The organism is Pseudomonas azerbaijanorientalis (assembly GCF_019139795.1).
Taxonomy (GTDB): Bacteria; Pseudomonadota; Gammaproteobacteria; order Pseudomonadales; family Pseudomonadaceae; genus Aquipseudomonas; species Aquipseudomonas laurylsulfatiphila.
The window spans coordinates 2,036,398-2,049,817 of record NZ_CP077078.1 but is presented as its reverse complement, the minus strand read 5'-3'; the positions used below and the strand labels follow the sequence as shown (position 1 = coordinate 2,049,817).

Sequence of the window (13,420 nt, the reverse complement as noted above, 5' to 3'; positions counted from 1 at the left end):
ATCATTCCCTCGATGTGACGCATTGGTTAGAACTCAACTCAGGTTGGCGCCGCAATGACGCCAACACCTTGGCTCGTCACGCCGGCAACGAGCCCCCAACGGCAGAGTTTTTCTGCCAGACCTCAATAGAGGTCGACGCGATAAATACAGTCAACAAGTGAGGGCAACACCCTATGAGAAGACTTAAGCGTGATCCGTTGGAAAGAGCATTTTTGCGCGGATATCAATATGGCGTTGGTGGCAAATCCCGTGAGCTTTGCCCATTTACTCTACCGTCGGTACGCCAAGCCTGGATCAATGGCTGGCGAGAAGGACGCGGCGACAACTGGGACGGTATGACCGGCACTGCGGGAATCCACAGACTCAACGAACTTCACGCCGTCGGCTAATTACAGGGCACAACACTGCGACACGACAATCTGATTTTGTACTGAATTAACCACGCACGTCCCATCCGGACGGCGGGCTGCGGCCCAGGGGCTCCTTTAAAGGGGCCCTTTTTTATGCCTCCCGGAAACGCAATTTCCCTGTAGGAGCGAGCTTGCTCGCGATGGACTCGAAAACATCGCGTGTATCCAGAAAGCACGCGTTATCGTTATCGACCATCGCGAGCAGGCTCGCTCCTACAGAGGATCAGCGCAAGGCTGCGATTGCGTCTACGGACTCGCGAATCAGCGCCGGGCCCTTGTAGATGAAGCCCGAATAAATCTGCACCAGGCTCGCGCCCGCGGTGATTTTCTCGGCGGCGTGCTTGCCTTCGGTAATGCCGCCGGCAGCGATGATCGGCAGGCGACCACCCAGCTCCGATGCCAGCACCTTCACGGTGTGGGTGCTCTTGTCGCGAACCGGTGCGCCGGACAGACCACCGGCCTCGTCGCCATGTTCCATGCCTTCGACGCCTACGCGGCTCAGGGTGGTGTTGGTGGCGATGACCGCATCCATTCCGGTTTCGATCAGCGCTTGTGCAACCTGTGCGGTTTCTTCGTCGCTCATGTCCGGCGCGATCTTGATCGCCAGCGGTACATGCTTGCCATGACGCAAGGCCAGTTCCGCGCGGCGCTCGGCCAGATCGGCCAGCAACTGCTTGAGCGAGTCGCCGAATTGCAGGCTGCGCAGGCCCGGCGTATTCGGCGAACTGACGTTGACCGTCACATAGCTGGCATGGGCGTACACCTTGTCCAGGCAGATCAGGTAGTCGTCCACGGCACGCTCGACCGGCGTATCGAAGTTCTTGCCGATGTTGATGCCCAGCACGCCCTTGTATTTGGCCGCCGCCACGCGGGCCAGCAGGTGATCGACGCCAAGGTTGTTGAAGCCCATGCGATTGATGATCGCCTCGGCTTCCGGCAAACGGAACAGGCGAGGCTTGGGGTTGCCCGGCTGCGGACGCGGGGTGATGGTGCCGATTTCGACAAAACCGAAACCCAGTTGGGCAAAACCGTCGATGGCCGCGCCGTTCTTGTCCAGACCGGCGGCCAGGCCCACCGGGTTGGGGAACTCCAGGCCCATGACGTTCACCGGCATTTTTGCCGGGGCCTTGCACAGCAAGCCGTTGAGCCCAAGACGCCCGCCCGCACCGATCAGGTCCAGGGACAGATCGTGGGAGGTTTCCGGGGAAAGTTTGAACAACAGCTGACGGGCCAGGGTGTACATGGGCGGGTTTGACTCAAGGCTACGAAAAGTGGGGCGATTATAGCCATGTGGAGGGTGGCGGGCGAGAGCGCGATTGAAACCAGCCCCACTCCACATTCACGATGACTCTGCGGAAAAACACCTACGGCGCAGGATTCTCGCGCAATTGCTCGGGCGACCATTGATTGTCAGTACGCTGGGAACAACTCCAGATGAACGGAAAGTAGATGAGCATCAGCATCAGCATTACACAGACATTCACAACATGACCTTGAGTATCCTCACCCAAATCAGTCAAGGCCAACTCGGCGGCCGCCGCGGCCACTGCAAGATTGAGGGCCTGAAACGCCGAGGTTCGGGACGCGTTGACATTGAGAAATGCACTGGCCAGCTCCTCTCTTGACGGCAGGCGTGCCCCGGCACGTACTTGCAGCACACTTTGCTGCAGTGACTCCGAGTCGGACAGCACTGAGTCCAGCCCAGCCGAAGGAGACAGCACGGTCCAGCTTCTGCACAGGATAAAGATGAAATCGTCAATGACCGCGCCTGTGGCATTCAGTACACCCTGGATGACATCCGCGCCCAGGCTGTAGCCAAGTTCGGCCGCGTATCGACCCGGACCGCTCAGCGGCATCAAGGCTCCCAACTCCGCCAGCAGAAATTGCACTGCGCCAAAAGCTACCGTGGTTAACCGCCCAGATAACCGTTTTTGATCAGGTCAATGAGGTCGATCAACTTGTCGAAAAATTCGACTGAAGAGTTCACCCGCACGTCGAACTCGTCAGCGATCTCATCCGGCACCGACATTCGTCTGTGCTCATCGAGAATACGATCTTGCTCATCGTAGAGTGGCTGACGTTGCTCCATTGGCAGCGTATCGAGGCAAAGATTGAACACCATTCCAGTCTGACGCATCTGGTGTGTCCACATCAGCGATCGAATACGTTTAGCGTGAGTCTGCTCGGCAAACTCGGTAGACGAAAAATACTGCGCAAGAATCTCTGCAGGCGAACCTTGAAGTTCCCTTGGAGCGCCCGCTTGACACTTGAGCGTGTTTTCCAGGTTACGATTGAGCACCTTCCCCGAACGCTCGAGCAACTGCGCAAGGGAAAATCCAGCGTGGACTTCGGCAGGCATTTCGGGAAGCAGCGGCGCATCAACGTTGGCATTGAAGTCAGCAGGCAAACTGCTTGACGGATGTGAGGGCTCTGCAATTCTCATATTGGTTTCCTCACTCAAACCCTTCCAAGGACTTCAATGCGCGACCGGCTTATCTGCACTATCTCATCCATCATCTTTTGCACCAGTGCCCTGTCGGCGGAGTCTTTCTGAGCGACCTCGTCACTCAGGCTTTTCTGAGTGTTCTGTGCACTTTGCTGCAGGACTTCTTTCTCCCGCGCAGCGTACTCGCTCATGCGCACCATGCTGGACACGACCTGACTCAGGCTCATCGACATCGCACTGAGCGCACGGCCGATTTCGAGCTTTTTCTCAATGCCTTTGATGCCCGTCAGACTCAACCAGTCGGAGTTTTTCCCAACCTCCTTCGCCTTGTAGATTTCCCCGTCGAACCACGCCTGCTCCTGAGGCGTCAGCGTGGTCCCCTCGGGTTTGAAGTCGACGAATTTCGACCGGCCGAAATCGTCGAAAGTCTCTATTTTGTAGGTGGTTTGCGGATCCCAGTCATCGCGGGAACGATGTAGCTTCAGGTCATGCTCAATTTTGTTGGCGTCCAGAGCGTTGCGCTTGTGCAGGTTGATATCGTCATGCTTGAGCCCCAGGCCTTTCAACGTCGTGATCATAGCGAAACCGGCAACTACGCCGGACACTACGGCGGCAGTGACGGCGCTGTAGAAGGCTGCCTCACCGGATTCGACGATGGCCGCGCCCTGGGCCTTGGCGGCCTCCGCCGCCATGACACTGAAATGCCCGCGCAAATGCGCGTTGGCGACCCGTGCGACGTTGAGTGCAATGATCGCGGCGACCAATACGTTGGCATGTTTCTCCCACGCGCCCGGATCAAACACCAGATCGTTGCGCACTTCATCGTTGAGCATCGTCAAAGCTGCAGCGAAGTCTTGCCAGTCCGACTCACTGGGCTGGTAGGCATTGATTGCACTTTCGAGCGCCGCAGCCGTAGGCGCTATGAAGCTACCGTTCTGGAGCACTTGCCTGGTGGTGACCTGGTTGAGAAACGTCGTATCCGAGAGGCGCTTGCCTTTGAGATCTTTCGAGAATTGCTCCTGGGCAATCAACTCGCTCAACCCTGCGTCGCTCACCGGATCGTGAGTCAATACCGCTGGAGCAGGCCTGGTCGTGGTGTGAATGGTGGTCATGAAAAATTACCTTTTTATCAGTGACTTCAAACGTGCCGGGCCATTTGCAGGCTCACGTCATGACTGCGATGCATGTCGGCAATTAAATTCCCGATCTCATCGGTGCGGACCTTCATCGCCTGGCCGTAGTCCTCGACCAGCCGGGTGAGGTAGTCAGTGATCTCTTCGCTGATCGCCATGCGCACCCGCACGTCCGCCAGGTGCTTCGCTGCCTGGGCCAGATGTTCGCCGCTACCGATCTGCAAACCACCCTGCACTGCCACATTGCCGAACTCGGTGACGGCCTGAGCCGTCTGCAGATTGGCGGCGTAGCGGGCCAGGGACACGGCATCGGCGCCTCTGGTGACGAAGCTGCGCAACTGGGTCAGCATCTGCGTCAGTGAATTGCTGACTGATGAAGCCACCTGCTTGAGCGCCTGCATGGCTGCAGGCATAGCGTTGGCGATCATCGAGGCCAGTCTCGAGGCAATGGCGCCGACCATTGGCCCGACTACCTGTGCCCCGACCACGACCACCAATGCAACGGCAGCCAACGTGGCCGCGACCCCCTGGATCATGCCTGCGATTTTCGCAATGTCTTTTGCGGTCTCCTCGTCGACAAACGTCACCAGCAATTTTGTATAGATTTCGGTGAACAGCTTGATGGCTTCCTGCATGACTGTGGTGAGCGGCTTCATGGCTTCGGCCATGAACGACTTGCCCGTCACTTCCTCGACCACCGCATCGGAAATCATCACTGCCGCGCCAATCACCCCCACCGCGATCAGCGCCGGGTTGGCGGTCAAAACACCGGCAGCGATTGTCGCAATGGTCAATATCGCGCCGACGATCTTGCCAATGCAGCCCATGGTGCTCTGCAGCGCCTCGGCCTTGCGCACTTCTTCCAGGTACTTTTCCGACTCGAGCTTCATGTGTTCCTGAAGCTTGGCTTGCATCTCCTGGAACAACTCCTGGTTGAGCTCCTCCTTGTTCTGCGCCGCCTCGCCAAGCAACTCGATAATCTTCAAGCGGTTCAGGAGCGCCAGTGCGCTGCTGTTCAGCGCTTTTTCGTTGGACTCCTTCACCAAGGGTCCGGCGAGTCCGGCTTCTTGCACCTTCACGGCCACCATGGCCAGCGTTTTGGCGCAGGCGTTGGCGATCTCGATCAGTTTCAGGTGAGCATCGGTCGCCTTTTGCAGTGTTTGGGTATGGCCCGCCAGTTCACCTTTCAGCTTGTCGCGCAGTGCCAGTTCGCGAGCGTATTCCGGTGATTCAGAATCCAGTTCCGCCAACCGTGCCTCACTCTCATTCAGCAGTCCCTGGACCTGCCGAACCCGCTCCTGCAACTGATCGAGGTGCTCCTGGCTGCTACCGATATTGCCTTCGGCGACTTCCAGCGCCTCGACGGCTGCGGCGTAGTCAGCCGCCAGCTTTTCGTACCCCTGCTGCTTGGCACCGGCCATGCTTTGCAGCATCGCCAGGCGGTTTTTCAGTTTTTTGACGTCGACTTCGCCGATCAACTCGCTGATCATCGCCATCAACAGCGTGAACAGATCACCGTTGGTTTCCTGTTTGTTGCCGTCAGCGCGCAGCGCTGGCACGTGCAGCAAGGGTCTGCCCGCACTGGCGACGGATGGGCCAGGCAGACCTTCGTAGCTCACCGACATCAGGCGAGCCAATGCCTCTTGGCCGGCCTTCTGATAATCCACCGTCCTGGCCGCTTGACTGGCAGCTTGGCCATATTTTTCAACGGCCACGTCTCGACCGGTCAAGCCCAAAGAAGCCGGGTTGAAGGTGCTTCTGATTTCACTCATGTTCTGTCTCCGAACAATCTTTTTCAATGTGACTCAAGGTGTCGAGATACACCTGAGCCTGTTTGCGCAAATCGTCTTCGGTCGCTTGCTCAGACGCAGGACTTCTTCGATTTCCTGTACTTGAAGAAAGCTGTAGCGCTGGTGGGTTTTGAATATCCGCCGGGCCAATGCGATGTCATTGATCACCGGCACACCGACCTCTTTGGCATAGGCGCGAACGGCCAGGGCACGCTGGTTGGTTTCCATCAATGAGATGAAGGGCAACACGGTGATTTCCGGGCGGAAATACACACCGATGGCAATGTGCGTCGGGTTGGCGATGATCATTCGCGAGTTGCGCACATCGGATTTGATTTGCTCCGACAGCAACTCACGATGCAGGTCACGACGGCGTCCCTTGATCTCGGGATTGCCATCCTGTTCCTTGTGTTCGCGCTTGACCGAATCCTTGTCCATCATCTGATCCTTCATGAACAGCCAGTATTCGCTCAACGCATCGAGCGCGACGATCAGCAGCACGCATCCGAGGAACGCCAGCACCAGCACCAGCAACAAGTGGCCCCAGATTGCGAACAGGTCAGATGCCTGGGCGAACAGTTGGGCAAACAGCAATTGCCGCTGGGTGATCCAGACAATCCACAGGGCCAGGGCAAAGCTGCCCAGGTACAGCAGCGCTTTGACCGTGTCCTTGACGGTGCGCATGCTGAACAGTTTTTTGAAGCCATTGATCGGGTTCAACGCTCCCAGGTTGAGCTTCAAGGCTTCGCTGGCCAGCGCAAAACCGCTTTGCAACACCCGTATATTTCCGGCAGCCACCTCTCGCGCAATGATTCGCGGCGCGGTCGGGTCTTGCTCCGAGGGGGCGCTCGCCAGGCCTTCCAGGGGAAACGCCGGCATCAATCCCTGTGGACGCTGCGCAGGGGCTTGTGCCACCGACGGCTCGACCTCGCGCTTTTCGCCACGCAACAAGTCCTCGATCACGGTGGCCAGCCCGGGAATGGTCACCTTGTCATCACGCAGCTCATACTTGCGGTCGCTGACAAAGGTATTGCGCACCTGGATCACGCCGATCTGCTGCTTGCCCAGCAACAGTTCCGAGCGCTGGTTATCCATCAGTCCGGCGGCTTGCACCACCAGATCGACATACATCGGCGGGCCCGACACATGAAAAGTGCGCAAGCCGTCGTGGCGTAATGGATAACGTGCATCGTGCAACCCGGAACGCTCAAGGAACGCCTGAAGTCTGGTGACAGTCAGGGTCTGCAGCGACATCATCGAGCTTTTGACTTCCGACGCGTCATACAGATAAATCGCCTGGCCATCGCTATACCAGATAAGCCCCATCTGCGCGCTGACCCGCTCAAAGGTCCGCTGCGGCGAACGCAGATCGAAGGCACCGGAAATCCGTTTGGCGGCGGCAGTCTTGCTGACGATGACAGGTTTGCCCAACGGCCCGGACAACTCGCTGAAGAATGTGCGCACGCTCTGTTCGCGAGCCACATAGCCGTCGGCATTGGCGCGCGCGGCAAGCGGCACCAGCGACAACAGGGCGCCTAACCAGAACGGCAAAACAAATAACGAAAGCAATCGGCGGTTCATTGGCTCACTTGCCTGGGAGGTAGGTTATGTCGGCCAGGCTACTGGGCGTGAAGCCAACCAGATCACGGATTTCCTTGGAGAAATGCGAAGAAGAGGCAAAACCCAACTCCAGCGCGATATCCGTCAGGGAGTCGTCCTGCAGGCTCATGTTCAACAGCGCCCTGGCCGCACGCCAGCCGCGCAATGCAGGCTTGGCCGCCGTGCCCAGGGCCTGCCGGCACAGTCGACGGAAGTGCGACACGGAAACGCCATAACGCTGAGCCAGGGTGGTCAACTTTTCGCTGTGGGTGCCCTGCTCCAGCAGGAAGCGCACAAGTCCGTAACTTTCGGTATGACGCAGCACGCCGGCGAAGGTCTGGTAAGCCATCCCCCCGACCATGGCCTGTTCGATGTACCAGCGCTCAAGCGCCCGCCCGGACCACACGGCGGGGTACGCCACCGGCAATGCCGCCCAGGATGTCGGGCTGGGTCGTTGATCAACCAGCGTGTTTCCCAGATCGATGAACACTTGCAATTTAACCAGCGCCGCTTCTGCAACCGGCCGGCTCTGCACGCCGCCGCCCAGCTCGAATGTATCGCTCGTTGCAATCAGCCCTTCCCAACCGACCGGCAGACAGACCCGCGGGCGCTGCGCCGAAGCCAGATACACAGGGGATTCGCTGACCCGCACATGCAGCACCCGCTCGCTGCAACGAGCATCAGGCAGACCGGTGGCGTGTAGTAATTGGATTTGCACGCCAACCTCCTTTGCGGCCTGACGATCAACGGCCGGCAGGATGAAAGACATGGCGCGATGAATCCTGATGTAAAGCTGATGAACCGGTGATGGCATATGCCTTGCACCCTTCCGTGTACCAGCACCCATGCCAGCGTCGGAACGGGTGCAAAGACAATGGCGTCGTCCCCGGCCTGCCCATGCACGGACCCGGGACGACGTTTTTTTTGCAAGGTGAACGCGCGATGAACGAACCGTCAGTCGGCCCTCTGGCCTGGGTCAATGGCAGCGATGCCCCGGAAAAAACCGAAATCAATCTCGGCTTCATGGCCCTGAGCGACTGCGCCTCGGTGGTGGTCGCCGCCACCCAGGGCTTCGCCCAACCCTATGGCTTGACCCTGAACCTCAAGCGCCAATCGTCCTGGGCCAGCCTGCGGGACAAGCTGGTCAGCGGCGAACTCGATGCAGCCCACAGTCTCTACGGTCTGATTTACGCCGTTCACCTGGGCATCGGTGGCGTGGCCGCGACCGACATGGCGGTGTTGATGGGCCTGAATCAAAACGGCCAGAGCATCAATCTGTCCCGCGGCTTGCAGGCGCTTGGGGTGACCAGTCCTGAGGCATTGGATCGGCACGTGCACCAAACTCGCGCAAAACTCACCTTCGCTCAGACGTTTCCTACCGGTACCCACGCCATGTGGTTGTATTACTGGCTGGCCAGCCAGGGCATTCACCCGCTGCTGGATGTCGACAGCGTCGTAGTGCCGCCGCCGCAAATGGTTGCCCACCTGCGGGCCGGGCGTATCGACGGGTTCTGTGTCGGCGAACCCTGGTCCGCCAGCGCCGTGCAGCAGGACCTCGGTTTCACCCTGGCCACGACCCAGGCCCTCTGGCCCGATCACCCGGAAAAGGTCCTCGGCTGCACCCGTGCGTTCGTCGAGCAATATCCCAATACCGCGCGGGTGTTGGTGATGGCGATTCTGGAAGCCAGCCGCTTCATCGAACAAAGCAGCGAAAATCGTCGCAGCACCGCGCAATTGCTCAGTGCAGCGCAATACCTCGATACGCCGCTGGAATGCATCGAGCCGCGCCTGCTGGGCGACTATGTCGATGGCCTGGGCAATCGCTGGCAAGACCCGCACGCCCTGCGCTTCCATAGTGAAGGCGAGGTCAATCTGCCGTACCTGTCCGACGGTATGTGGTTCATGACCCAGTTCCGTCGCTGGGGCTTGTTGCGCGATGACCCGGATTACCTCGCCGTGGCCCGCCAAGTCCATCAACTAGACTTGTATCGTGAAGCGGCCAGCGCTGTCGGTGTCGCGGCATTGGGCAAGGAGATGCGTAGCAGTCAATTGATCGACGGCAAGATCTGGGACGGTTCGGACCCGGCCGGTTATGCCCGCAGCTTCAAACTGCACGCCATGAGCGACGGCTCACACCGATCCGCCAGCCGCTGACAGGAGACGACAAACATGCTGCGTATCCTGCTGATCAACGACACCGCGAAAAAAGTCGGACGCCTGAAGGCCGCCCTGACCGAGGCCGGGTTCGAAGTGATCGATGAGTCCGGCCTGACCATCGACTTGCCCGAACGCGTCGAAACGGTGCGTCCGGACGTGATTCTGATCGATACCGAGTCACCAGGCCGCGATGTCATGGAACAAGTGGTGCTGGTCACTCGCGACCAGCCACGACCGATTGTGATGTTCACCGACGAACATGACCCCGATGTGATGCGCCAGGCGATCAAGTCCGGGGTCAGTGCCTACATCGTCGAAGGCATTCACGCACAACGCCTGCAGCCGATTCTCGATGTGGCCATGGCACGCTTCGAAAGCGATCAGGCTTTGCGTGCCCAGTTGCTGGCCCGCGACCAGCAACTGGCCGAACGCAAGCGCATCGAGCTGGCCAAAGGGCTGCTGATGAAAATGAAGGACTGTAACGAAGAAGAGGCCTACACACTGATGCGCCGCCAGGCAATGAGCCGTCAGCAGAAGCTGATTCAAGTGGCGGAGCAGATTATTGCCATGAGTGAACTGTTGGGTTGAACAACAAAAGATCGCAGCCTTCGGCAGCTCCTACAGGGGCACACATTCCCTGTAGGAGCTGCCGAAGGCTGCGATCTTTTCCAATGTGGCACAGATCTGGCTAAGTAATCCCCACAGGTAACCAACGGCGGTTGCCCCACCTACGACAAAGACGTCGCTCACCTCATTTGCCCTTGGCGGATCGGGTGGCGGCGTTTTTTCGTTTTGGCCCCACAGCACGGGGCCGGTGGAGCGGCCGTAGCGGCGCCCCACCTGCAAGCTCATGACTCCTTTCGAGACTCTTCACAGCTGAGGTGCGCAATGAATTCAAGCTTCTGGAAATCCGGCCATACCCCCACATTGTTCGCAGCCTTCCTCTATTTCGACCTGAGCTTCATGGTCTGGTACCTGCTCGGCCCTCTGGCGGTACAGATCGCCGCCGACCTGCACCTGACGACACAGCAACGCGGGCTGGTGGTCGCCACGCCGATTCTGGCCGGGGCGGTCTTGCGTTTTGTCATGGGGATGCTGGCTGATCGCCTGTCGCCGAAAACCGCCGGTCTGATCGGCCAGGTCATCGTGATCTGCGCGCTGTTCGGCGCCTGGAAGCTCGGCATCCACAGCTACGAGCAAGCACTGCTGCTCGGTCTGTTTCTCGGTATGGCCGGCGCGTCCTTTGCCGTTGCCCTGCCCCTGGCCTCGCAGTGGTATCCGCCGCAGCATCAAGGCAAGGCCATGGGCATCGCAGGCGCCGGGAACTCGGGGACGGTGTTCGCCGCCTTGATCGCTCCGGTACTGGCGGCGGCGTTTGGTTGGAGCAACGTATTCGGCTTCGCCCTGATTCCGCTGATCCTGACCCTGATCGTCTTTGCCTGGATGGCGAAAAACGCCCCCGAGCGACCAAAAGCCAAATCCATGGCCGACTACTTCAAGGCCCTGGGCGACCGTGACAGCTGGTGGTTCATGTTTTTCTACAGCGTGACGTTCGGCGGCTTCATCGGCCTGGCCAGCGCCCTGCCCGGCTATTTCAACGACCAGTACGGCCTGAGCCCGGTGACGGCCGGGTACTACACGGCGGCCTGTGTGTTCGGCGGTAGCCTCATGCGCCCCTTGGGCGGCGCTCTGGCTGACCGGTTCGGTGGCATTCGGACCTTGTTGGCTATGTACACCGTCGCAGCGATCTGCATCACCGCGGTGGGTTTCAACCTGCCGAATTCCTACGCCGCACTGGCACTTTTCGTCTGCACCATGCTCGGCCTGGGTGCCGGCAATGGCGCGGTATTCCAGTTGGTGCCGCAGCGTTTTCGTCGGGAGATCGGTGTGATGACCGGCCTGATCGGCATGGCCGGCGGCATCGGTGGCTTTGCCCTCGCGGCCGGCATGGGCGCGATCAAACAAAGCACTGGCAGCTATCAACTGGCACTGTGGTTGTTCGCCAGCCTCGGCATTCTCGCCTGGTTCGGTCTGCACGGCGTGAAACGGCGCTGGAGAACCACCTGGGGTTCGGCGGCCGTGACGGCTGCGCGGGTCTGACGCCTCGATGAGCCTGCAACTGAGTTTCGCCGAAGCCAGCGCCATCGGTCCGCGCGAGGAGAACCAGGATGCCCTGCGCCTCGTCACGCCGGCCCCGGCGCTGGCGGCGAGCAAAGGCTACCTGTTCGCCATCGCCGACGGTGTCAGCCAGTGCGCCGATGGCGGCCTGGCGGCCCGTTCGACGCTGCAGGCCCTGGCGCTGGATTACTACGCCACGCCGGAAACCTGGAGCGTGGCGCAGGCACTTGATCGCCTGTTGCTGGCGCAAAACCGCTGGTTGCAGGCCAACGGCGGCGGACAACCGCTGCTGACCACCCTCAGTGCGCTGGTCCTGCGTGGCCGGCGTTTTACCCTGGCGCATGTCGGCGATTGCCGGGTGTACCGCTGGCACGCCGACCGATTGCAGCGAATCAGCGAGGATCACGTCTGGGACCAGCCGGGCATGCAGCATGTGCTGAAACGGGCGCTGGGCCTCGATCAACATCTGGTGCTGGACTTTCTCGACGGTGAATTGCGCCCCGATGAAAGTTTCGTCCTGCTCAGCGACGGCATCTGGGCCGTCCTGGGCGATACCGCCATTGCGGCGATCCTGCGTGATCAACCTGACTTGCACAGCGCTGCGCAAACCCTGGTCAATGCCGCACACCTGGCTGGCAGCCAGGATAACGCCAGCGCCTTGCTGGTGCGGGTCGACGCCCTCGGCGAAGCGAGCATTGGCGATGCATTGATGCACTTGCAGCAATGGCCGCTGCCGCCGGCCCTGAAACCGGGCCAGGTGTTCGAGGGCTGGCAGGTCGAAGGGATCGTCGCACAGAGCCAGCAATCGCTGCTTTATCGCGTGCGCGACACTCAGCAACAACCCTGGCTGCTGAAAACCCTGCCGGGGCGCCTGCACGACGATCACCAGGCCGGGCAAGCGTTGCTGTCGGAAGAGTGGTTTCTCAAACGCGTGGCCGGCCGGCATTTTCCCGAAGTGCATGCCGCCAGTCAGCGTCAGCATTTGTACTACGTGATGCGCGAATATTCGGGCGCTACCCTGGCGCAACGGCATGAGCAAAGCGGACCGTTGCCGCTGCCCCAGTGGCAAGACATCGCCGAACGCTTGCTGCGAGCGGTCGGCCTGTTGCATCGACGGCAGATTCTGCATCGCGATATCAAACCGGAAAACCTGTTGCTGGGGGACGACGGTGAACTGCGCCTGCTGGATTTCGGCCTCGCCTACTGCCCCGGTCTCTCGCAAGACCTGCCCTGGGCTTTGCCGGGTACACCCAGTTACATCGCGCCGGAAGCCTTTCGAGGCGAAGTGCCGACGCCACAGCAGGACCTGTATGCCGTTGGTGTGACCTTGTATTTCCTGCTCACCGGACACTATCCCTATGGCGAAATCGAAGCGTTCCAGCGCCCCAGGTTTGGTCTCCCGGTCAACGCCAGCCGCTACCGGCCCGACCTGCCGGACTGGATCGCCCAGCACCTGGAACGCGCCGTGGCGGCGGCCCCCGAACAGCGTTTCGAAACGGCGGAAGAATGGTTGCTGCTGATCGAGCAAGGTGAGCGCCGCAGTTTGAGCGTACGCCCAAAACCCTTGCTGGAACGCGAGCCGCTGAAAGTCTGGCGGACGTTGGCGCTGGTATCGCTGCTGCTCAACCTGGTGCTGCTGGTGGCGGCGCTCCATTAGCGGGCAACGCGCCTTTAATCGGTGCATTCCCTCACAAACCTGCCCTTGCGAACGGGAAGAACGCCAACAAACACGGGGCCCGAGCAACTTGGCACAACCACTGCATTACC

General features: G+C 59.9%; 12 protein-coding genes. 5 read left to right on the top strand and 7 right to left on the bottom strand.

What is annotated here, in order from left to right:
• The first annotated feature begins 173 nt into the window (after positions 1–173).
• Positions 174–389 carry a ribosome modulation factor gene (gene rmf / locus KSS91_RS08915; RefSeq protein WP_003223300.1) on the top strand — a complete coding sequence of 72 codons (216 nt, stop codon included), beginning with the start codon at positions 174–176 and terminating at the stop codon, positions 387–389.
• A gap of 244 nt (positions 390–633) precedes the next feature.
• On the opposite strand, the gene KSS91_RS08910 is transcribed toward rmf, so the two are convergent.
• From KSS91_RS08910 to KSS91_RS08875, 7 genes are all read right to left on the bottom strand, one after another.
• Positions 634–1,653 (bottom strand): quinone-dependent dihydroorotate dehydrogenase, encoded by a 1,020-nt coding sequence (locus tag KSS91_RS08910; protein ID WP_095965179.1) that lies wholly within the window; start codon positions 1,651–1,653, stop codon positions 634–636.
• 121 nt (positions 1,654–1,774) lie between these two features.
• Positions 1,775–2,299, bottom strand: coding sequence for a hypothetical protein (locus tag KSS91_RS08905; RefSeq protein WP_217837652.1), 525 nt, complete (start codon positions 2,297–2,299; stop codon positions 1,775–1,777).
• 20 nt (positions 2,300–2,319) lie between these two features.
• Positions 2,320–2,853, bottom strand: coding sequence for a hypothetical protein (locus KSS91_RS08900; RefSeq protein ID WP_225923728.1), 534 nt, complete (start codon positions 2,851–2,853; stop codon positions 2,320–2,322).
• Positions 2,854–2,867: 14 nt separating this feature from the next.
• Positions 2,868–3,968 carry an IpaC/SipC family type III secretion system effector gene (locus KSS91_RS08895; protein ID WP_217837651.1) on the bottom strand — a complete coding sequence of 367 codons (1,101 nt, stop codon included), beginning with the start codon at positions 3,966–3,968 and terminating at the stop codon, positions 2,868–2,870.
• Positions 3,969–3,994: 26 nt separating this feature from the next.
• The gene (sctE, locus tag KSS91_RS08890; RefSeq protein ID WP_217837650.1) at positions 3,995–5,761 is read right to left on the bottom strand and encodes a type III secretion system translocon subunit SseC family protein; all 1,767 of its coding nucleotides are present in this window, start codon (positions 5,759–5,761) and stop codon (positions 3,995–3,997) included.
• Between the two features lie 33 nt (positions 5,762–5,794).
• Positions 5,795–7,360: an EscU/YscU/HrcU family type III secretion system export apparatus switch protein gene (locus KSS91_RS28565; protein ID WP_225923727.1), complete on the bottom strand. Its 1,566-nt coding sequence runs from the start codon at positions 7,358–7,360 to the stop codon at positions 5,795–5,797.
• A 4-nt stretch (positions 7,361–7,364) separates the two neighbouring features.
• Positions 7,365–8,147, bottom strand: coding sequence for a helix-turn-helix domain-containing protein (locus KSS91_RS08875; protein ID WP_217837649.1), 783 nt, complete (start codon positions 8,145–8,147; stop codon positions 7,365–7,367).
• 173 nt (positions 8,148–8,320) lie between these two features.
• Here KSS91_RS08875 and KSS91_RS08870 point away from each other — a divergent pair, with 173 nt between their 5' ends.
• The 4 genes from KSS91_RS08870 (at position 8,321) to KSS91_RS08855 (ending at position 13,310) form a co-directional block, all read left to right on the top strand.
• Positions 8,321–9,532, top strand: a complete 1,212-nt coding sequence (locus tag KSS91_RS08870) for a CmpA/NrtA family ABC transporter substrate-binding protein (protein ID WP_217837648.1) — start codon at positions 8,321–8,323, stop codon at positions 9,530–9,532.
• A 15-nt stretch (positions 9,533–9,547) separates the two neighbouring features.
• Complete coding sequence (locus KSS91_RS08865) at positions 9,548–10,123, top strand: ANTAR domain-containing response regulator (RefSeq protein WP_217837647.1); 576 nt, start codon at positions 9,548–9,550, stop codon at positions 10,121–10,123.
• A gap of 300 nt (positions 10,124–10,423) precedes the next feature.
• Positions 10,424–11,635, top strand: coding sequence for a nitrate/nitrite transporter (locus KSS91_RS08860; RefSeq protein WP_015096058.1), 1,212 nt, complete (start codon positions 10,424–10,426; stop codon positions 11,633–11,635).
• 7 nt (positions 11,636–11,642) lie between these two features.
• Positions 11,643–13,310 (top strand): bifunctional protein-serine/threonine kinase/phosphatase, encoded by a 1,668-nt coding sequence (locus KSS91_RS08855; protein ID WP_217837646.1) that lies wholly within the window; start codon positions 11,643–11,645, stop codon positions 13,308–13,310.
• Positions 13,311–13,420: the final 110 nt, after the last annotated feature.